Genomic DNA, 19,693 nt, shown 5'->3' with positions numbered 1-19,693 from the left:
CGCGATAGGTCCGTTGCGTGAATCGAATTCTCAGGCCGTTGAATCGACTTCTGAACAACAAAGCCCGCCAGTGCTGGCGGGCTTTTCCGTCGTCGAGGATCGTTGCTGTTACCTGCAGGCGGCGCAGAAGCGCTGAATGCGCCGGCAAGCCTCTTCGAGGAGCGCCTCGGACGTCGCGTAGGAGATGCGGAAGTTCGGACCGAGACCGAAGGCCGAACCATGGACAACCGCCACGCCTTCCGCCTCCAGAAGCTCCGACACGAAGTCCTCATCCGTCTCGATGACCTTGCCGGACGGCGCGGTCTTGCCGATGAGGCCGGCGCAAGACGGATAGACGTAGAAGGCACCTTCCGGCGTCGGGCAGGAAATGCCCTTGGCCTGGTTCAACATCGAGACGACGAGATCGCGCCGGCCCTGGAAAATCTCCTTGTTGCGCGGGATGAAATCCTGCTGACCGTTCAGCGCCTCGACGGCGGCCCACTGTGCGATCGAGGTCGCGCCCGAGGTCTGCTGACCCTGGATCATGTCCATCGCCTTGATGAGCTGCAGCGGGCCTGCGGCATAGCCGATGCGCCAGCCGGTCATGGCATAGGCCTTGGAGACGCCGTTCATCGTCAGCGTACGGTCGTAGAGGCCGGGCTCGACCTCGACCGGCGTTGCGAACTTGAAGTCACCATAGGTCAGGTGCTCGTACATGTCGTCCGTCAGAACCCAGACATGCGGATGCTTCATCAGCACGTCCGTCAGCGCCTTCAGTTCGTCGTGCGAATAGGCAGCGCCCGAAGGGTTGGACGGCGAGTTGAACACGAACCACTTGGTCTTCGGCGTGATCGCCTTTTCAAGGTCCTCGGCCTTAAGCTTGAAATTGTTTTCCTGCTCCGTCGAGACGAAGACCGGGGTGCCGCCGCAAAGCGCCACCATCTCCGGATAGGAGACCCAGTAAGGCGCCGGGATCACGACTTCATCTCCCGGGTTGAGCGTGGCCATGAAGGCGTTGAAAAGAATCTGCTTTCCGCCGGTGCCGACGATCGTCTGCGCCGCGGTGTAATCGAGATTGTTCTCACGCTTGAACTTCTTCGCGATGGCCTCGCGCAGTTCCGGGATGCCGGAAACGGGCGTGTACTTCGTCTCGCCGCGGTTGATCGCATCGATCGCGGCCTTCTTGATGTTGTCCGGCGTATCGAAATCCGGCTCCCCTGCACCGAGGCCGATGACGTCACGGCCTTTCGCTTTCAGCTCACGGGCTTTCTGCGAAACGGCGATGGTGGCGGAAGGCTTTACACGGGAAAGGGCATCGGCAAGGAAGGCCATGGTGTGAGGTCCTGATCGTTTCGAAACAGCGTGAAGCGCTACGGAACGGGAAGTCAGGCTCCATAGCGGTTAGGTCTATGTCGAAAGAAGCCCGGTCTTGCAAGCACTCGAGCGGGAAAAACGCCGCCAAGACGGCTCAAAATGCGTCACCATGACAAAGTTTCATGAATGCCATCGAGGCGATCGATCGCTAGGCCACGCCTTCGACACCCACAGCTTCTGACGAGACCGGTTTTCAAAACAGCCAGGCGGTCCGCACGATCGTGAAAATGAGAGCACCAGGCGATGCCGCCCTAGGTCCGGATTTTCTCAAAAAAATCAGCGCGTTTCGCCCTTTTCCGCAACGCCTTAATTTGGTCACAACAACTGTCGCAGAGCGCCGCAATTTAGTCCAGCAACAGCCGATTTCCGGGTCTTTTCTACCCTGACGCGAATGCATTGACATCGTGGGGGTATGCAATGTTTCTCGATGACGAAATCGCCGCCGCGCGCACGCGGCGCAACGAGGTGCGCTGGGGCTTCTACCTGGCGCTCGCAGCACTTGCAGCCTGCATCGTGATGATACTCGGTCTGATGGCACAGGCTTCGGCGCAAACGGCCGAGGCCGAACCGCAGCGGCTGGTCACGTTTCTCGAGCAACAGCCACCGAACATGTTTGAAGCGGCAGTCGGGAATCGCAACGAACGCGCCATGGTGGTCGCGGACCACATCGCGGACGCGCCGACGGCGCATGCCGCAAGCCTGATCGCCGAGGCGAACAGCCAGGTGAACCTGCCGCAGATGGCAACTGCGGCCGACCGGCAGATCCTGATCGGCTTGATGTTGCTTGCCATGGCGCTGATGTCCGGCACGACCTTCGCCCTCTGGCGGCAGCAGATCGCCGCCTTCGTTGTCGCAAGGGTTCACCACCATGGCTGACGACGATCTGCCCGAACAGCGCGCCGGCTTCCTCGCCCGACTATCGGCAATCGAAACGATCGTCGTGGCGATCATCGCCCTCGTTGCCCTTGCCGGTCTGCTGCTCATCGGCAAGGGTTTCTACATGAAGGCCAAGGCCGAGCTCGCCGGCGAACAGCGCGCTGTTCCGCTCACCACCGGTTCGATCGCCCGATAAAGCCGTTTTGATCCGATTTGACTTGAAAGGCACCCCGCTGCGTCCCAGCTTACGCTACAGCGACGCGCGTCTCATTAGACGCGCAAAGACGCCGTAGTACTTTGAATTGCCGCATGTTTCCTTAAATCGACTGCGATTTAAGGAAACATGCGAGGCCGAAAACGCAAACCGGAGAATGCCATGCAGCGCTGGCTCTTGAAAGCAGGTTTGACCAATATCCAGGCCGGCTTGGCGCGGTCCACGGCCGCTCTGCTTTCCGGGTTTCTCTGCCTCGCTGCCCCGCAGCCAGTCTCCGCGCAGCGGGCGCAGGAATTTTCGACCCAGTCCGGCACCGTGCTCGTCGAGACGCTCGCAACCGGGCTCAGCCATCCCTGGGCAGTCGAGGTGATGCCGGACGGCGGGCTCATCGTCACCGAGCGCCCGGGACGATTGCGAATTCTGCAGGGCGGCAATCTGTCGCCTCCGATCGAGGGTGTGCCCGACGTGGCCGCACGCGGCCAGGGCGGATTGCTCGATGTCGCCCTGGATCCAAAGTTCGCCACCAACCGCGTGCTTTATCTGACCTATTCCGCTCGCGGCGACGGCGGCTACGGCACGGTCCTCGTCCGAGCGGAACTCTCCGACGACCAGCGCAGCTTGACCGATGTGAAGGAACTGTTCCGGATGAGCAAGTTCACCGGCAGGGGCCAGCATTTCGGCTCGCGCATCGCCATCGACAAGGACGGCAGCCTGTTCTTCGGTATCGGCGATCGGGGTCAGCGTGACCGCGCCCAGGACCCGCGGGATCATGCCGGCGCCATTCTGCACATCAACCCCGACGGCAGCATTCCGGCATCCAACCCCTACCGCGGTGGCACCGAGGGTCGGGCGGAGATCTGGTCGAAGGGGCACCGCAATCCGCAAGGCATCACTTTCGACCAGGGCGACGGCAGGCTTTTGACGGTCGAGCATGGCGCGCGCGGCGGCGATGAAGTGAACAATCCACAGCCGGGCAAGAACTACGGCTGGCCGGTGGTCACCTACGGCAAGGATTACTCCGGCGCGGAGATCGGCGAAGGCACGGCCAAGGAGGGCTATGAACAGCCGCTCTACTATTGGGATCCGTCGATCGCCCCGGGAGCGCTTGCGGTTTACCGCGGCAGCATGTTTCCGGAATGGGACGGCGACCTGCTGATCGCGGCGCTGAAATACAAGCTGCTCGCCCGTCTGGAGCGGGACGAAAATGGCGCGATCACCTCCGAGGAGCGGCTGTTCGATGGCGAATTCGGCCGCATTCGGGACGTGATCGTCGCACCGGACGGCGCGCTTCTGATGGTGACCGACGAAGAAAATGGCGCCGTACTCCGGGTCTCCAAGGCCCCGACGCAATAACAGCGTCTGGAGCAATTCCAGAAACGAGAGGTTTTCAGTCCGGAATTTCGGGGTCCGAAGCGTTGGATCATGTCCGAAGCGACGCCCGCACTTCCTTGCGAAACATGAACTTGAGCCCCGACCAGGTCAAATCGACGGCACAGACCTTCACGTCGACGAGATCGAGCGGCAGAAATATCTCGCGCAAGGCATCCTCGGTCAGGGTCGTCGCAACACCCGAGGCCCTCTTCGGCCAAGAAACCCAGAACATTCCATCGGCCTTCAGCCGCGCTGCGAGCAGCACGGCCCGGGCTTCGAGCGCGGTACGCTCGGTTTCGAAGACATGGATGTAGTCATAGCGGCGCGAGGCGACGCGGTCGATCGAGAGATCCATGAGCGACGTCTCGACGAGCGCAAGACCGGGGAAGGCTGCAATCTCGGGAAGTTCGGCCGGAACGGCGAGAAGGAGCGCGGCCTGCCCGTCGCGCAGGCCGAGCTTTTTTGCCAGCGGCGTTCCGGAATAGCCGGCGCTGCTCATTGCCGTTTCCTCCGTGGCTGCAGGCCCCGATTTGTCGAGCGTCATCGTAGCGTCGCCGGTTTTTTAGCCACAACGAAAGCGCGAGGATGAGGCTTGCCCGGCAAAAACGCAACTGATAGAGCGGCAAGGCAATTACCGGAGCGGCATGGCTTTGGATTGCTTCGATCCAAAAACCGTTACGATCCGGGAGCACAGCCGTGACTCGCCTCCAGGCCAATCTCTTCCTGCTGTTTTCCGGCGCGATCTGGGGCGCTGGTTTCGTCGCCCAGTCGACGGCGATGGAGGCAATCGGTCCGCTCTGGTTCATCGGCCTTCGCTTCGCGATCGCGACGATCGTCGCGCTGCCGCTGGCGCTGGTCGAAACGAGGCTCTCCACGGCTCCGCTTCCGCGCAAGTCGATCCGCAACTTCGTTTTCATCGGCCTGGCGCTCTTCGGCGGCGCGGTGACGCAGCAGTTCGGGCTGCTGACCACCAGCGTCACCAACTCCGGCTTTCTGACGGGCCTCTACGTCGTCTTCGTGCCGATACTGACCGTCGTGTTCCTGCGCCGCAAGCCGCACTGGGTCATCTGGCCGGGTGCCTTGCTTGCGAGCTTCGGCATCTACCTGTTGAGCGGCGGAGCTCTGTCGAGCCTGACCGGCGGAGACCTTCTGACAATCGTCTGCGCCGTCTTCTGGGCGATCCAGATGCTGCTCGTCGGCATCTTCGCCTCCCATACCGGTCGGCCGATGCTGCTGTCGATGGTGCAATTCGCCGTCTGCGCCGCACTCGGTTGCCTGTTCGCAGCCTTCTCCGAACCCCTCAGCCTCGATGTGATCAGGAACGCCCTGCCCCAGATCCTTTACGCCGGAGTTTTTTCGAGCGGCGTTGCCTTCATCTGCCAGGTTGTCGGCCAACGCTACACGACGGCGCCACAGGCGGCGATCTTCCTGTCGAGCGAAGCCCTGTTCGCCGCCCTTTTCGGCGTACTGCTGCTTGACGAAGTCATCACGCCGATCGGTTACGTCGGCTGTGCCGTCATCTTCGTCGCGATGCTGGCGGTCGAGCTTGTTCCGGAACTGGCGAGAAGGCGCCAGGAGGCGGAAGCAGCCGCTTGAAGCGGCGTGCCGCGGCAAGATCTTCTGCACTGCTGGCAAGCTGAACTTACCGTATTACTTATTACTGTCCAACAGCGCCGCTTTTGCTTCAAATCGAGACGCTCTGGCGCGCCGCGCGAGAGCACCGTAGTATTCCTTGCAGTTTTTCTGCAAAATTTGCGGCTCCGCTTTGATCGCGTGCGGAACATGAGACATATCAGACGCTTGCGATTTTTCGGCGAGGCTGCACAAAGCAGCGGCATGATCGAGAGCGACAGAATATGGCGCAAACAGTCCAGCCAAATCGCAGCTTTGTTCAAAAAGCTGTGATTTCAACAGCTTGCGATGCATTCCGAATATTCCACGCCTAAACCGCAACTGACCGGTTTTTGAGCAATGGGAAGCGGCAATACCTCGTCAGAAAAGTTTTGCTTGCCAATTCAAAATAAACCCATCACTCTTACTCTGTTCGGGCAATCTGCGAACACGGGAAGATCTTGAATATAAGCGGGCCGGAGACGCAAACCACTCCGGGCGGCCAGACCGGGGGGAGGCTTATTTTCCCTTCCTATGGCTGGCTGCGAGAACAGGACCCTTTCCTCAAATGTCGAGAACTGCCTGCCCCCACGCCCATTTTGGGCAAAACTGCAATGCTGCCCGCGCCGTCAAGCGGGTGGAGAGAAAAGGACCTGACGCATGGCCGAAACTGGCACTGTAAAATTCTTCAACACCGACAAGGGCTTTGGTTTCATCAAGCCTGACAACGGTGGTGCAGACATCTTCGTACATATTTCTGCCGTGCAGGCTTCGGGCCTGAGCGGTCTCACGGAAAATCAGAAAGTAAGCTTCGACACCGAACCCGATCGCCGCGGCAAAGGCCCGAAGGCGGTCAACCTGCAGATCGCCGGCTGATACGGCGCCTGTTGACAGATTCAAGTTGGAGCCCGGCAATCTTGCCGGGTTTTTTCATTCAGGCTCCGTTCAGTTTGGGCGCCATAGAGTCCGGCCATCATGAAAACCGGAACTGATTCCGGCCCCATGCATAGGATTGAAGCCCATGAACAAGTTCTTCAAAGCCGCCGTTCTCTCGGTTGCCGCAGCCACCATGGTTCTCCCGACCGTCGGTACCGCCCAAGCAGGAGGTCGCGATCACGATGACGCGTGGGCGGCGGGCGCCGTGGGCCTGGTCGCAGGCACGCTCATCGGCGGCGCGATCGCCTCGCAGCCGCGCTACTACAACGAGCCGGTCTATGTCGATCCGGAACCCGAATATTATGAACCGCGCCCGGTCTATCAGCCTCGCCCCGTTTACCAGCCGCGCCCGGTCTATCAGGCCCGCCCGGTCTATCGCCAAGTCGTTGTCGATAGCTATGACCTCGAGCCCTGGACGCCGGCCTGGTACCGCTATTGCTCGCAGCGCTACCGCTCGTTCGATCCGGACTCCGGCACCTTCGTCGGCTATGACGGTCTCCGGCATTTCTGCAGCGCCGGCTGATCTCATTTGAACGCAATAGGCTTAAACGAGAAGGCACATGCCTCGCGCGAGGCATGTGCCTTCTTGTTTCTCCCGGCCACCTGTAGCCACTGCATGTTTCCTTCGATCGTTCACGAAGGAAACATCCAGCAATATCAGAGACCCCTGAGATAAGGATTGCTGCGGCGCTCCTCGCCGATCTGTCCGCCCGGGCCGTGGCCGCAAATGAATCCGACATTGTCACCGAGCGGCAGGATCTTGTCGCGAATCGAGGCAAGCAGTTGCTGGTGGTTGCCGCCCGGCAAATCGGTGCGCCCGATCGAACCGTGGAAGAGCACGTCACCGACATGGGCGAAGTTCTGCACCCGGTTGAAGTAAACCACGTGGCCCGGCGCATGACCCGGGCAATGCAGCACTTCGAAAACATGATCGCCGAAGGAGACCGTATCGCCATCTTCGAGCCACCTGTCGGGCAGGACATTCTGCACCTTCATCGTCAGGCCGAAGCGCTCCGCCTGGCTCTCCAATCGCTCAAGCAGGGGCTGGTCGTCCTTGTGCGGGCCGATGATCTCGAGCCCGAGCGCCTCCTTCAGCTCCTTGGCGCCGCCGGCGTGATCGATGTGGCCATGCGTAAGCCATATCGCTTTCAGCGTGATACCGTTCTCACGAATGGTCTGCAGGATGATATCGACGTCGCCGCCCGGATCGACGATCACGCCCTCTTTGGTTTCACTGTCGAACAGCACCGTACAGTTCTGCTCGAAATGCGTAACCGGGATAATGCCCGCCTGTAACATGCAACCGCGCCTCGCTGCTGGATCGTTTTCAGGGTTGATGCAGGCGTACCTCCACGCTTCCCGTTCCGATCTGGACCTGTTTCGCGCCACCTATAGCGTCATATGGGTGGGATGACAGCCCAATTCAGCGCAGCGCGGCGATTTCCGGTGCAGGTGTTGGCGAAGGGAATTGCACTGTCGTCAGCAGCAGGGCCGATACCGCCAGTTCCGATGCCACTACGACGATCACCAGCGGGCGAAGCCGCTGGGCCGTGGTCCTGCTTTCGTCGATGAGTCCCTGCTTCATTTCATCGCCCCCGGATTGCAACAGACCGCCCCCCATTCCGGGACGGGAAAGTACCGGCGCTTCAAGCGGCCGTTCGAGGATCGCGACGGCCGGCCTTCTCGACCTGATCGCTCCTCTGAAAGCAATGTGTCTCATCCTCACATTTAGTGATGTCACAGGGGGAACATCCCGGCTGCACGAGGCGTTTCGCCTCCATCACGTAAGAGGAGCAAGACGATGAAAACCCCTTCCCCCCACCTGTTTCGAGCGGTCGCGGCAGCGGGTTTGATGCTCGCCGCCGGCGCGTCGACGGGTTATGCAGCAATGAGCGCAACCGCGGTTACGGATCTGAACATCCGCGCAGGCCCGGGGCCGCAATATCCGGCGATCGGTCTTGCGACGCGCGGCAGCCCCGCGGTTCTTGACGGATGCATCCAAGGCAGCAATTGGTGCCGGATCAGCGTCAACGGTATGCGCGGCTGGGCCTATGCCAGATATCTCGCAACCGATATGGGCGGGTCCACCGTCGTCATCGAGCAGCGGCGCGCGGATCTCCCCATCCCCGCCGTGACCTATGAAGTGCAGCCTGGGGATCCGGTGATTGCCACCAGCCCGGAACCACTTGAACTGATCGGGCCGGTCGAGGAGGTTGATGCCATCACGCCGCCACCGGCGGTGCGCACCTACATCACCCAAAATCCTGCCGATACGGTCTATCTCGATGGTGAGGTCGTGGTCGGCGCCGCATTGCCGAACACGGTCGCCGTCCAGCAGATCCCGGACTACGATTACCAATATGTCAGCGTGAACGGACAGCCCGTTCTGGTAGAACCTGCGACACGGCGCATCGTCTACGTCTATCGCTGACACGGCCGAGGATCCGGGCTCCGCTAGCCTCCCCTCCCAACAGGACACAGCGCGCCACGTTAGGCGCGCTGGAGACCAGTGATGCGCCGAATCACGCGCGCATATGCGCCTCTGCGGCGGAAGAAATCCTTGACTTCTGCAAACTGCATCCTTCAACAGCCAAGCGACGATAAAAAGAAGAACTAGTGATATAGATCAGAGTCTTATAGGGACTCCGGCACTCTGCCAGGCACTATCCGCAACGACCGCCCCGCACAGCCGCGACGGCAAAATTGACAAGCTTCCAGTTTCGGTCTCAACCTGACCGTGCCGGATCATCGGCGCATCGCGACTCTCGGACGAGGGCCGCAAGACGGAGGGATCAATGGAAGCATTAATGCCTATCATTACCCAGTTGATCGCGGGGGCGGCTGGTGGCAACGCGGCCAGCGCCATGCTGAAGCAGCAGGCATTCGGGGTCGTCGCACGCACGATCGTCGGAGCCATCGGGGGCCTTGGCGGCGGGTTCCTGATCCAGATGCTCGGCGGGGAAGCAGCCGCCACCGGCCTTGTCATGCAGGCAATTGGCGGCGTTGTCGGCGGCGGCGTGTTGAGCGGCCTCGTAGGACAATTCCTCGGCAAAACAGCATGAAGTCTCGCGAACAATATCCGTAGCAAGACAAAAGGCGGCCGCGGGCCGCCTTTTCTGTTTCCGATGCTTCTATTCCGCTGCGGCGGCGACCGGATGAACTTCCTTCGTATAGTCGTTCATCAGCGTTTCGGTGATCGCGGCCGGCGTGAAGCGATAGGGGCCGATCTCGGATACCGGCGTGACCTCGGCGGCCGAGCCGGTCAGGAAGCATTCCGAAAAACCGGAAAGCTCTTCCGGCATGATCACCCGTTCAACCACCTCATAGCCTCGGCGCTTGGCAAGCTCGATGACGGTTCGCCGCGTGATACCGTCGAGGAAGCAGTCCGGCACAGGCGTATGCAGAACGCCGTCCCTGACGAAGAAGACGTTGGCGCCTGTCGCCTCGGCCACCTGGCCGCGCCAGTCGAGCATCAGCGCATCCGCATAACCCTTGGCTTCGGCCGCGTGCTTGGAGATCGTGCAGATCATGTAGAGGCCCGCCGCCTTCGACTTCGACGGAGCGGTTCTGGGATCGGGACGGCGATACTCGGCGATATCGAGACGAATGCCCTTCAACTTTTCCGCGGGGTTGAAATAGCTGCCCCATTGCCAAATGGCGATGGCGACGTTGATGCGGCTGTTCTGCGCGGAGACGCCCATCTGCTCGCTGCCGCGCCAGGCGATCGGACGCACGTAAGCCTCGGAAAAAGCCTGGCGCGTCAGCAACTCCTTGCTGGCGCTGTCGAGTTCCTCGACCGAATAGGGAATCTTGAAACCCAGGATGTCCGCCGACTGGTGGAGCCGCTGATTGTGTTCCGTGAGCTTGAAGATGCGCCCGCCATAGGCGCGTTCGCCTTCGAATACGGCGCTTGCGTAATGCAGCCCATGTGTCAGCACATGTATCTTGGCATCCTTCCAGGGCACGAACTCGCCGTTGAACCAGATTTCACCGTCCAACTGATCAAAAGGAATAGCTGCCATGGTGTTATCCTCCGGCGCCTATGCACCATATCTACTGTTGATTATCTTGCTGTTTCCAGTTTATCGGCAAACAGACTGAGGGAAAATTCAATTTCACGATTTTGGATTTGCGAACCGAAACGCGCGGCATATCCTCCAACGGGTCCGATATCTCGCCCGACGAACCGACCGCTATCAACGCGGTAAAAATATGTCAACAAAACTGACATATTTTGCGATATATTTCGCGAAGTGCAATTTGGTTGAAAGGAAATGACTGCGTGCCCGGCCGACCCAAGGACAACACCGATTACCTGACCGAAGTTGTCGGTGAGGACGAAGACACGATAGATTTCGAGATCATCGAACTGCTGTTCTTTGCCTATCGCGACTTCACCGGCGACCCGGACGCAATACTCGAAAAGAGCGGCTTCGGCCGCGCGCATCACCGCGTGGTGCACTTCGTCAACCGTGAGCCCGGCATGACCGTTGCCGATCTTCTCGATACACTGAAGATCACCAAGCAGAGCCTCGCGCGCGTGCTGAAGCAGCTCATCGATTCCGGCTATATTCGGCAGGTAACCGGTCCTGAGGACAGGCGGCAGCGAATGCTCTACACCACCGAGGAAGGCAAAGCACTGGCGCGGGCGCTTGCGGAGCCACAGTCCCGCCGCATAGCCGAGGCATTGGCAAAAACGGGTCCCGGCGCGCGTGAAACCGTGAAGCGTTTTCTCGCCAACATGAAGAATGCCGCCGCGGACTGATCTTCATGGGGCCTGCGCTTTGAGCTTCCGAGCGAAGCAGGCAGACCCCTGGAATCGGGGAATTGGTGGGCGGCCGCCGCGCTTCCGCGTGAAATGCGTGATCCAGCCAGCCAGGCTTTGCGGAAAATGAGGGTAGTCGAGCCATGACAGTAAAAGCGAAAGTCTCCGATGATGCGGCGCATCTCCTGATCGTCGATGACGACAGGCGGATTCGCGACCTGCTCAACCGCTACCTGGTCGAGCAGGGTTTTCGGGTGACGACTGCAGCAGATGCCGACGAGGCGCGGCGCAAGCTGATCGGCATCGATTTCGACCTTCTGATCGTCGACGTCATGATGCCCGGCGAGAGCGGCATTCAACTGACGCAGAGCCTGAGGCAGATCAAGACAGTGCCGATCATCATGCTGACGGCGCTGGCGGAATCGAATTCGCGCATTGAAGGCCTCGAGGCCGGTGCGGACGACTATCTGCCGAAGCCTTTTGAGCCGCGCGAACTCGTGCTTAGGATCAACAACATCCTGCGCCGCAACCAGCCAACCCAGGCACCGAAGGTCGATCAGGTCATTTTCGGACCCTACACCTTTTCCGTGGTCCGCAAGGAGCTTCGCCGCGGCGCCGACCATATCCGGCTGACCGATCGCGAGCAGGAAATCATGACCCTGTTTTCCCAGCGCGCCGGCGAAACCATCCCCCGGCATGAACTGATCGGAGACGATGCCGAGGTTGGCGAGCGGACGATCGACGTGCAAATCAACCGGCTGAGGCGCAAGATCGAGGACGACCCGTCCAACCCCGTCTGGCTTCAGACGGTGCGCGGCATCGGCTACCGGCTGAGTGTGGACTGACATGCGGAATATTCCGGCAAGCGCGGCAAAGAATCATGGCGAGCTTTGACAGCATCAGGCGCGAAAGAACGGGCCCCGGCGACGGCGCCTGGAAACGCCTGACGCGGTGGTTGCGCCGCCGCCTGCCGATCGGCCTTTACGCCCGCTCGCTGCTGATCGTCATCATTCCGATGGTGCTGCTGCAGTCGGTCGTCGCCTTTGTCTTCATGGAGCGCCACTGGCAGCTCGTCACGCAACGCCTCTCGGCCGCCGTGACCAGCGACATAGCCGCAATCGTCGATCTGATCACGACCTTTCCGCGCGATGGCGATATCGACCAGGTCGTGCGCATCGCCCGTGAACAGCTCAATCTCAACATTGCCGTCGAGCCTGGCGGTGATTTGCCGCCGCCACGCCCCAAGCCCTTCTTCGAAATACTCGACCAGATCCTCAGCGAGGAGATTTCGGACAAGATCCGCCGCCCCTTCTGGATCGACACCGTCGGCAACTCGAAGATCGTCGAGATCCGTATCAAGCTCGATGATGGCCGTATCCTCAGGGTCTATGCGCGGCGCAACCAGGCCTATGCATCCAACACCCATATCTTCCTGGTCTGGATGGTCGGCGCCTCGCTCGTGCTGCTGACGATCGCGATCCTCTTCCTGCGCGGGCAGATCAGGCCGATCCTGGCGCTGGCGAGCGCCGCCGAAAATTTCGGTAAAGGCCAGAAGATCGACGACTTCGCGCCGCGCGGTGCCGAGGAGATCCGTCGCGCCGGTCTTGCCTTCATCCTGATGCGCGAGCGCATCGAGCGCCAGATCGAGCAGCGGACTGCAATGCTGACAGGCGTCAGCCACGATCTGCGCACGATCCTCACGCGCTTCAAGCTGCAGCTCGCGCTCGCCGGCAACAATCCGGACCTCGAAAGTCTCAACCAGGACGTCGAGGACATGCAGAACATGCTGGAAGGCTACCTGTCCTTCGCGCGTGGCGAAGCAGAAGAGGACGTCGGCCAGCTGAAACTCAGCGATCTCATGGCCCGTCTCGCGGCCGAGGCGGAGCTATACGGCAAGACACTGACGACCTCCATCGAAGGCGAAGACGACATCCGCGTGAGGCCTGCGGCCTTTACGCGTCTCATCGCCAATCTGGCCTCGAATGCCTATCGCTATGCGAACTCGGTGCGAATTGAGGCGCGCCACAGTGCCAAATGGCTGACGATCACAGTCGACGACGACGGCCCGGGTATCCCCGAGCGCTCCAGGGAGGATGTTTTCAAGCCGTTCTTCCGCCTCGACGAGGCGCGCAATCTCGACAGCTCCGGCACCGGGCTCGGTCTCGCGATCGCCCGCGATATCGCGCGAAGCCATGGCGGAAACGTCATTCTTGGCGACAGCCCGCTCGGTGGCTTGCGCGCAACGGTACGCGTGCCGACGTGATCAGTCACCGCGCCGCGCCGGATAGCAGCCGCTTAGAAGCGTCGTCTCTGGATCCGGATTACCGCGAATAGGTAGAGGTCAGGCCGCGCCGACGGTTGAAGCGATGCCAAGCCTCGATCCGGAGCGGATAACGAGCACGCATCGCATCGAGCGGGGCAAGGAGCCTGCCCTCACGCCCAAGGGACGCATCGAGGATTTCGATTATTCGGCGGTTCGGCCAGGGCTTGCGCGTGATCGTCAGCAGCGCGGCGAAGGCTTCCTCTTCCCTGCCCTCTCCCAACTGATGGGCAATGAGGCCGTAGGCGAAGGCCGTCGAGCGGCTGACGCCGGCATGGCAATGGACAAGGATGCGGCTCGATCGATCGTCGGCCACCGGCCTCATCGCGGCGAAGACTTCCTGAACGAGATCGGGGAAATGCTGCGTCGCACCGGCATTTTCCTGATCACGCATGCGCACGACGCGGTGGGCGACTTCGGAGATGACCGGCACATCCACTTCCGGCAGTTCCGGATCGAGAAGCGAAAGCACGTGGCTCGCCCGCCATTCTCGCGCTGCGTCCGCCGCCCTCCAGAGGCAGGAGACCTTGACGCGTTCATGGATCAGATCGCCGCTCAATATCATCACACTCACATCAGCTTCTTGCCGTTCGGAACCGGCCTGTCGGTCGCCGCCAGCACGATCGCGCCGGCCTCGTCTTCAAAACCGAGGGTCAGCACTTCGGAGCGAACGGGACCGATCTGACGTGGCGGAAAATTGACCACGCCCAGCACCTGTCTTCCGACGAGATCCTCCGGTTTGTAATGCGCCGTAATTTGTGCGGATGACCGTTTTATGCCGATTTCCGGGCCGAAATCGATTTTCAGTTTAAGGGCGGGCTTGCGCGCCTCCGGAAACGGTTCGGCTTCGATAATGGTGCCGACGCGAATGTCGACGCGCTCGAAATCGGCGAAGGAGATCGTTTCGGTCATGATTGCACTCTGAATTATCCGGCCAGTTCCTCGGCGCGTTTGCGCCCAGCGGCAATCGCCTTGTCGAAGAGCGGCTGCATTCCGTCGTCCGCCATAAGAACAGCAAGCGCGGCAGCGGTGGTTCCACCGGGAGAGGTCACATTCTGGCGCAACCGCGCGGCTTCGTCGGGGGACTGATGCAGGAGTTCACCAGCCCCCGCGACGGTTTCCCGAGCGAGTCGCATGGCGAGGTCCGCCTTGAGACCGGCTTTGCGCCCGGCCTCCGCCATGCACTCGACGAGATAGAACACATAGGCCGGTCCGCTGCCGGAAACGGCCGTGACGGCATCGATGTCGGCTTCGGTCTCGACCCATTCGACAGGGCCGCTGACCTTAAGAAGGTCGTGAACCAGCGCACGCTGCGCGTCCGTCACGTGAGCATTCGCGTATGCGCCCGTCACGCCGCGGCCGATCATCGCCGGCGTGTTCGGCATGGCCCGCACGGTTGCAGCTTCGCCCAGATGGCTTTCGATGAAACCGAGCGTCTTGCCGGCGGCGACGGAAACGATGACCGTTTCGGGACCGACGAGCCCTTTGAGCGGCGGCAATACCGCATCCATGACCTGGGGTTTGACAGCCAGGAAGATCACGCCTGCCTTGACGCCTTCCGGCGCGGACGTGGCGTGGCTGACGCCATTGTCGGCGATAAGCTTGGCCATCGCCGGCTGGGGGCCCGGATCGATGACGAGGACGTCGGCGCCCTTGACGCCGCTCTTCAGCCAGCCGCCGAGCATCGCGCCGCCCATATTGCCGGCACCGATGAGAACGATTGGACCGGAAACGGCTACAGCCACCTCACGCCTCCCCGACGGTTTCGAACAGCACCGCATCGACTGCACGCTGCGCATCCATTCCGGACCAGACGACGAACTGGAACGCCTGGAAATAGGATTCGCAAGCATCGAGCGCACTCGACAACAGCACCTCGACCTGCTGGTTCGTCGGCTCCGCGCCGCCCGCGAGCAAGAGAGATTGACGGAAGATGATGACTTCTTCTTGGCGCCAGAGGTCGAAATGCCCCATCAGCACCTGACCGTTGATGTGGGAGAGGAGCCGGATCACCTCGTTGACGCGACCTTCCGGCACCTTGATGTCAAAGGCGCAGGCCAGATGCAGCGCCTCGAACTCCTCCATCCAGGAGAAGGAAACGTGATAGTCCGCCCATTTACCTTCGACCGTCATGGCGATCTCGTCTTCGCCGGATCGCTCGAACGACCAGTCGTTGTTTGCGGCCACGAACTCGATCATATCGACCGGGTTGGATTGGCGCTCGACTTCCATTTCCAAAAGGCTCATGCATCACCCTAACGGTGCGGCACAGGCGCGCATGATCGCGTTCACAAAACGCAACGCTGCAAACCCAATACCAGATACGGACACACTATGATTGCTGGACGCACGGCCATCCTGGCTTACTTACCCTGCCCGGAGCTTACGTGATCCGTTTCGAATCATCATTTAAAATCAGTGTATAACGGCAGAGTCAGCCTGCCAGCCCCTCAGGCGAAAAATTGCGGCGAAGAACCAGGGCCGCGTTGTGATTTTGATTCAGCGCAGATGCATAAACGACTCTGCCATAAGGATTTTTTGGCAGTGTCCACAGGTGGAAAACTTTCGAGATTTTATTAACCCTATCGCGCCGTGCATCTTTTCGGACCTACAAAGGTCGCCGTAGCACTTTGAACGGCCGTTGCTTCAAATCGGGAAACGATTGATGGAATCACTCACCTGCGAGCGAAATCCCCGCAGGAAGCGATGCGACGCTCGCGGTTCGCTCCAATCAAGTGGGCGAAGCGGGGCGAGCCGAGCCGCGGCGAGCGCTACCCCCTTCGGCCGCTACTTTTTCTCGCCGGCCTCCGCGAGGCGCGCTTCCAGCGCTTCGATGCGGGCAAGCAGCGTGTCGTTTTCCTCGCGCGCCTTGACAGCCATCTCCTTGATGGCCTCGAATTCCTCGCGCTTGACGACATCGAGCGAATTCAGCCAGCTTTCGGCCTGTGCGCGGAAAGCCGTTTCGACCTCGCGTCGCACGCCCTGGGCAGCGCCCGCCGCATCGGTCATCAGCTTGGCAAAATCGTCCAGAATGCGGTTGGCTCCAGTGCTCATCGTCCAGATCTCCATTTCAGCATCGCGCGTAGCAGCGCGGTCTTGAAATTCAGGTAGGATCGTCGGCGGAAGGATGCAAGAAAAATAAGACGGCAAGGAGATGACGGACCGGCACCTGCCAGCTTGACCCGCCCGATTTCGATCGCCATGTTCCGCCAAAACAACCGGCCGGCACGAGACAAGACCTTGGAAACAATCGCAACCCGCCTCGCCATCCTCCCTTTCCCGGAAATCGACCCCGTCATCTTCACGATCGGGCCGCTTGCCATCCACTGGTATGGCCTCGCCTATGTCGCGGGCATACTCCTCGGCTGGCTCTATGCGCGCCGCATCATCCAGAACGCTTCGCTTTGGCGCAACGATACCCCGGCCTTCAACCTGACGCAGCTCGACGATTTTCTGCTCTGGGCCGCGGCCGGCATCGTGCTTGGCGGGCGCATCGGCTACATCCTCTTCTACGACCTGGGCTCTGTCCTGCAGAATCCGATCCGCGCCATCGAAATCTGGAACGGCGGCATGTCGTTCCATGGCGGGCTTCTCGGTACGACGCTCGCAATCATCGTCTTCGCTCGGCGAAACGACATCGCGGTCTGGAGCCTGTTCGACGTCGTCGCCACCGTAGTGCCGATCGGGCTCTTCTTCGGCCGCATCGCCAACTTCATCAATGGCGAGCTCTGGGGACGCCTGTCCTCGATGCCCTGGGCAATGGCCTTTCCGACTGGCGGTCCCTTCGCCCGCCATCCGAGCCAACTCTACGAGGCGGCGCTCGAAGGCGTTCTGCTCCTTCTGGTGCTTGGCTATTTCGTCTATCGCCGCAAGGCGTTGAAGATACCCGGCCTAATCTGCGGCATATTCGTCTGCGGCTACGCCGCAAGCCGCATTTTTGTCGAATTCTTCCGCGAACCGGACGCTCAGATCGGCTATCTGGCCGGCGGCTGGCTGACCATGGGCATGGTGCTTTCACTGCCGATGGCGCTCGCAGGCATATGGGCGATTGCGCGCGCACGCCGGGCGGCGGCAGCCACCGCATAACTGGACGAGTGCATGACGAATCCTCTCGCCGACAAGATCAAGGCGCTGATCAAGGCCAACGGGCCGATCAGCGTCACCGACTATTTTTCCCTCTGCCTCGCCGACCCGCAGCACGGCTACTATCGCACGCGCGAGCCCTTCGGCCGGGCCGGCGATTTCACCACCGCGCCCGAGATCAGCCAGCTTTTCGGCGAGATGATCGGCATCTTCCTGGTGCATGCGTGGCAGCAGCACGGTTGCCCCGAGCCCGCGATCATCGCCGAGATCGGCCCCGGCCGAGGCACGATGATGTCCGATATGCTGCGCGTCATCCGTCGCCTTGCGCCAGATCTTTATCAGTCTGGAAGCGTGCATCTCGTCGAGACAAGCGAGCGCCTGCAGAAGGTGCAGGCCGAAACGCTCGCGGACCACAAAGGCAAGGTTCATTGGCACGCGAGCTTCGAAACCTTGCCCGCAGGCTTTCTCCTGCTCGCGGCAAACGAGCTTTTCGACGCTATCCCCATCCGGCAATTCGTGCGCACCACGCAGGGATTCCGCGAGCGCATGGTAGGCCTCGACGCAGGTGGCGAATTGACCTTTGCAGCGGGGGTCGCCGGCATTGATCCGTCGTTTCTGCCGTCGCCGGCGCAATCGGTGAGCGAAGGCACGATTTTCGAGATCGCCCCCGCGCGCGATGCCGTCATGGCCGCACTCTGCGAGCGCCTCCGCGCGGGCGGCGGCACGGCGATCATCATCGACTATGGACATCTGGCGACCGGCTATGGGGACACGCTGCAGGCGGTCCGCGAACATCGCTACGATCCTCCGCTCGCCAATCCCGGCCGGGCGGATCTCACGAGCCATGTCGATTTCGAGCAGCTTGCCCATCGCGCCAAAATGGAGGGAGTGCAGGTCAACGGTCTTGCCCACCAGGGGGATTTCCTCGTCGGCCTCGGCCTGCTCGAGCGCGCCGCGGCACTCGGCAGCGCCAAGGACACGCTGATGCAGGAAGGTATTCGCTCCGCCGTCGAACGGCTCGCGGGCTCAGGCTCCGGCAAGATGGGCGAGCTGTTCAAGGTGCTGGCAGTCAGCAGTCCCGAAGTCAGGCTGGCACCCTTCCAGAAAAAGGCGCAATGACGATCCGCTTTCTGCGGCGCCCAGCTTTTCAGACGCCCGAAGCTCGCCGTAGCACGTTGAATTGCTGTATGTTTCATCCGAATATCGGTTTCGATGTAAGGGAATATGGAGCAAGCCGGCAGCGGTTCGGCGATTGACAGTATCGGCATGCCGGGTCAACATCGCGCCGGCAAATCAGCCGCAAGTCACCGGGCCGCGACGCGCCCTCAATTCCAATGAAACCTTAAAATAACAAGGGCGAGAACACCGATGCAGGACGATGCCTCGCTTTCCCCGGTTCAGAGTCCGCTCTTCAGCGCCAAGGCGGGACCGGCGATTGCACATGGCTATTTCACGCGCAAGGGCGGCGTTTCCGAAGGTATCTATCGCGGCCTCAATGTCGGCCTCGGCTCGAATGACGACCGCGAGCGCGTCGGCGAGAACAGGGCCCGGGTCGCGCGTTGGTTTGGTGCCGAACCGCGGCGCCTTGCAACCGTCCACCAGATCCACTCGCCGGAGGTCGTCGTCGTCGACAACAGTTATGACGGCGCGCGTCCCGACGCCGACGCGCTGGTGACCGCGACCCCCGGCATTGTGCTCGGCGTTCTATCGGCCGATTGCGGGCCTGTCCTCTTCAGCGATCCGCAAGCCGGCGTGATCGGGGCGGCCCATGCCGGCTGGAAAGGCGCCCTCGGCGGCATTCTTGAAAGCACCATCGAGGCGATGATTTCGCTCGGCGCGCGCCGTGAGCGGATCATCGCCTGCCTCGGTCCGTCGATCAGCCGGACACATTATGAGGTGGGAGCCGAATTCGTCGAGCGGTTCCTTGCCGCCGACAAGGACAACACATCTTTCTTCAGCCCTTCCGGACGGAACGGTCATGCCATGTTCGACCTGCCGGGGCTGACCATCCAACGACTGGCGGAAGCCGGCGTGACGGCGGAAAACCTCGACATCTGCACCTATGCGGACGAGGACCGTTTCTTTTCCTATCGGCGCACGACGCACAGACAGGAGCCAGACTACGGCCGGCAGATGTCGGCGATCTGCATACGGGAGGTTTGAG

Annotated in this window: 25 protein-coding genes; 14 read left to right on the top strand and 11 right to left on the bottom strand. The window is 61.1% G+C overall.

The annotated features are described in order from the left end of the window. Nucleotides 1–108 precede the first annotated feature (108 nt). The gene (locus ILFOPFJJ_RS06040) at nt 109–1,311 is read right to left on the bottom strand and encodes a pyridoxal phosphate-dependent aminotransferase (protein ID WP_173509621.1); all 1,203 of its coding nucleotides are present in this window, start codon (nt 1,309–1,311) and stop codon (nt 109–111) included. A gap of 459 nt (nt 1,312–1,770) precedes the next feature. On the opposite strand from ILFOPFJJ_RS06040, the gene ILFOPFJJ_RS06035 reads away from it, so the two are divergent. From ILFOPFJJ_RS06035 to ILFOPFJJ_RS06025, 3 genes are all read left to right on the top strand, one after another. Next, entirely contained in the window at nt 1,771–2,229 is a 459-nt protein-coding gene (locus tag ILFOPFJJ_RS06035) for a hypothetical protein (protein WP_173509620.1), read from the top strand. Beyond that, complete coding sequence (locus tag ILFOPFJJ_RS06030; protein ID WP_173509619.1) at nt 2,222–2,425, top strand: hypothetical protein; 204 nt, start codon at nt 2,222–2,224, stop codon at nt 2,423–2,425. The genes ILFOPFJJ_RS06035 and ILFOPFJJ_RS06030 overlap by 8 nt, the downstream gene beginning before the upstream one ends. Before the next feature lie 180 nt (nt 2,426–2,605). Then, on the top strand, nt 2,606–3,796 hold the full coding sequence (locus ILFOPFJJ_RS06025) for a PQQ-dependent sugar dehydrogenase (protein WP_173509618.1): 1,191 nt from the start codon (nt 2,606–2,608) through the stop codon (nt 3,794–3,796). 67 nt (nt 3,797–3,863) lie between these two features. Here the strand turns inward: ILFOPFJJ_RS06025 and ILFOPFJJ_RS06020 are convergent, their stop codons facing one another. Continuing rightward, nucleotides 3,864–4,313, bottom strand: a complete 450-nt coding sequence (locus tag ILFOPFJJ_RS06020) for a hypothetical protein (protein ID WP_173509617.1) — start codon at nt 4,311–4,313, stop codon at nt 3,864–3,866. Nucleotides 4,314–4,510: 197 nt separating this feature from the next. On the opposite strand from ILFOPFJJ_RS06020, the gene ILFOPFJJ_RS06015 reads away from it, so the two are divergent. Then, nucleotides 4,511–5,410 (top strand): EamA family transporter, encoded by a 900-nt coding sequence (locus ILFOPFJJ_RS06015; protein ID WP_173509616.1) that lies wholly within the window; start codon nt 4,511–4,513, stop codon nt 5,408–5,410. Between the two features lie 54 nt (nt 5,411–5,464). Here ILFOPFJJ_RS06015 and ILFOPFJJ_RS06010 read toward each other — a convergent pair whose 3' ends face one another. After that, nucleotides 5,465–5,740, bottom strand: coding sequence for a hypothetical protein (locus tag ILFOPFJJ_RS06010; protein ID WP_173509615.1), 276 nt, complete (start codon nt 5,738–5,740; stop codon nt 5,465–5,467). A gap of 345 nt (nt 5,741–6,085) precedes the next feature. On the opposite strand from ILFOPFJJ_RS06010, the gene ILFOPFJJ_RS06005 reads away from it, so the two are divergent. Both ILFOPFJJ_RS06005 and ILFOPFJJ_RS06000 read left to right on the top strand, forming a co-directional pair. Then, on the top strand, nt 6,086–6,301 hold the full coding sequence (locus ILFOPFJJ_RS06005; RefSeq protein WP_128442587.1) for a cold-shock protein: 216 nt from the start codon (nt 6,086–6,088) through the stop codon (nt 6,299–6,301). Nucleotides 6,302–6,446: 145 nt separating this feature from the next. After that, on the top strand, nt 6,447–6,884 hold the full coding sequence (locus ILFOPFJJ_RS06000) for a BA14K family protein (RefSeq protein ID WP_173509614.1): 438 nt from the start codon (nt 6,447–6,449) through the stop codon (nt 6,882–6,884). Nucleotides 6,885–7,018: 134 nt separating this feature from the next. Here the strand turns inward: ILFOPFJJ_RS06000 and ILFOPFJJ_RS05995 are convergent, their stop codons facing one another. Next, entirely contained in the window at nt 7,019–7,660 is a 642-nt protein-coding gene (locus ILFOPFJJ_RS05995) for an MBL fold metallo-hydrolase (RefSeq protein WP_173509613.1), read from the bottom strand. A 124-nt stretch (nt 7,661–7,784) separates the two neighbouring features. Continuing rightward, entirely contained in the window at nt 7,785–7,946 is a 162-nt protein-coding gene (locus ILFOPFJJ_RS05990) for a hypothetical protein (protein WP_173509612.1), read from the bottom strand. Between the two features lie 216 nt (nt 7,947–8,162). Here ILFOPFJJ_RS05990 and ILFOPFJJ_RS05985 point away from each other — a divergent pair, with 216 nt between their 5' ends. Together ILFOPFJJ_RS05985 and ILFOPFJJ_RS05980 are read left to right on the top strand one after the other, a co-directional pair. Then, entirely contained in the window at nt 8,163–8,792 is a 630-nt protein-coding gene (locus ILFOPFJJ_RS05985; protein ID WP_173509611.1) for a DUF1236 domain-containing protein, read from the top strand. 364 nt (nt 8,793–9,156) lie between these two features. Further along, the gene (locus tag ILFOPFJJ_RS05980; RefSeq protein ID WP_173509610.1) at nt 9,157–9,423 is read left to right on the top strand and encodes a hypothetical protein; all 267 of its coding nucleotides are present in this window, start codon (nt 9,157–9,159) and stop codon (nt 9,421–9,423) included. 69 nt (nt 9,424–9,492) lie between these two features. Here ILFOPFJJ_RS05980 and ILFOPFJJ_RS05975 read toward each other — a convergent pair whose 3' ends face one another. Beyond that, the gene (locus ILFOPFJJ_RS05975; protein ID WP_173509609.1) at nt 9,493–10,383 is read right to left on the bottom strand and encodes a branched-chain amino acid aminotransferase; all 891 of its coding nucleotides are present in this window, start codon (nt 10,381–10,383) and stop codon (nt 9,493–9,495) included. Nucleotides 10,384–10,643: 260 nt separating this feature from the next. Here ILFOPFJJ_RS05975 and ILFOPFJJ_RS05970 point away from each other — a divergent pair, with 260 nt between their 5' ends. The 3 genes from ILFOPFJJ_RS05970 (at nt 10,644) to ILFOPFJJ_RS05960 (ending at nt 13,389) form a co-directional block, all read left to right on the top strand. Further along, complete coding sequence (locus ILFOPFJJ_RS05970) at nt 10,644–11,126, top strand: MarR family winged helix-turn-helix transcriptional regulator (protein ID WP_173509608.1); 483 nt, start codon at nt 10,644–10,646, stop codon at nt 11,124–11,126. Nucleotides 11,127–11,269: 143 nt separating this feature from the next. Then, a complete protein-coding gene (locus ILFOPFJJ_RS05965) occupies nt 11,270–11,971 on the top strand; it encodes a response regulator (RefSeq protein ID WP_173509607.1) in 702 nt (233 codons plus the stop codon). 35 nt (nt 11,972–12,006) lie between these two features. Further along, nucleotides 12,007–13,389, top strand: coding sequence for an ATP-binding protein (locus ILFOPFJJ_RS05960; protein ID WP_173509606.1), 1,383 nt, complete (start codon nt 12,007–12,009; stop codon nt 13,387–13,389). A gap of 58 nt (nt 13,390–13,447) precedes the next feature. Here the strand turns inward: ILFOPFJJ_RS05960 and ILFOPFJJ_RS05955 are convergent, their stop codons facing one another. From ILFOPFJJ_RS05955 to ILFOPFJJ_RS05935, 5 genes are all read right to left on the bottom strand, one after another. After that, nucleotides 13,448–14,011, bottom strand: coding sequence for a dual specificity protein phosphatase family protein (locus ILFOPFJJ_RS05955; RefSeq protein WP_173510168.1), 564 nt, complete (start codon nt 14,009–14,011; stop codon nt 13,448–13,450). Between the two features lie 5 nt (nt 14,012–14,016). Next, on the bottom strand, nt 14,017–14,358 hold the full coding sequence (locus ILFOPFJJ_RS05950; protein WP_173509605.1) for a tRNA-binding protein: 342 nt from the start codon (nt 14,356–14,358) through the stop codon (nt 14,017–14,019). 14 nt (nt 14,359–14,372) lie between these two features. Next, entirely contained in the window at nt 14,373–15,191 is an 819-nt protein-coding gene (proC, locus tag ILFOPFJJ_RS05945) for a pyrroline-5-carboxylate reductase (protein ID WP_173509604.1), read from the bottom strand. A gap of 1 nt (nt 15,192) precedes the next feature. Further along, nucleotides 15,193–15,693 (bottom strand): type III secretion system chaperone family protein, encoded by a 501-nt coding sequence (locus ILFOPFJJ_RS05940; RefSeq protein ID WP_173509603.1) that lies wholly within the window; start codon nt 15,691–15,693, stop codon nt 15,193–15,195. Between the two features lie 540 nt (nt 15,694–16,233). Beyond that, complete coding sequence (locus ILFOPFJJ_RS05935; RefSeq protein WP_173509602.1) at nt 16,234–16,500, bottom strand: accessory factor UbiK family protein; 267 nt, start codon at nt 16,498–16,500, stop codon at nt 16,234–16,236. A 186-nt stretch (nt 16,501–16,686) separates the two neighbouring features. On the opposite strand from ILFOPFJJ_RS05935, the gene lgt reads away from it, so the two are divergent. The 3 genes from lgt to pgeF all read left to right on the top strand — a co-directional run bounded on the left by lgt (nt 16,687) and on the right by pgeF (nt 19,692). Continuing rightward, nucleotides 16,687–17,532, top strand: a complete 846-nt coding sequence (gene lgt / locus ILFOPFJJ_RS05930) for a prolipoprotein diacylglyceryl transferase (protein WP_246299471.1) — start codon at nt 16,687–16,689, stop codon at nt 17,530–17,532. A 12-nt stretch (nt 17,533–17,544) separates the two neighbouring features. Continuing rightward, nucleotides 17,545–18,648, top strand: coding sequence for a class I SAM-dependent methyltransferase (locus ILFOPFJJ_RS05925; RefSeq protein WP_173509601.1), 1,104 nt, complete (start codon nt 17,545–17,547; stop codon nt 18,646–18,648). A 249-nt stretch (nt 18,649–18,897) separates the two neighbouring features. Beyond that, nucleotides 18,898–19,692, top strand: coding sequence for a peptidoglycan editing factor PgeF (gene pgeF / locus ILFOPFJJ_RS05920; protein ID WP_173509600.1), 795 nt, complete (start codon nt 18,898–18,900; stop codon nt 19,690–19,692). Nucleotide 19,693: the final 1 nt, after the last annotated feature.

This window comes from Sinorhizobium psoraleae (assembly GCF_013283645.1).
Taxonomy (GTDB): domain Bacteria; phylum Pseudomonadota; class Alphaproteobacteria; order Rhizobiales; family Rhizobiaceae; genus Sinorhizobium; species Sinorhizobium psoraleae.
This window is presented reverse-complemented; position numbering and strand designations above follow the sequence as displayed.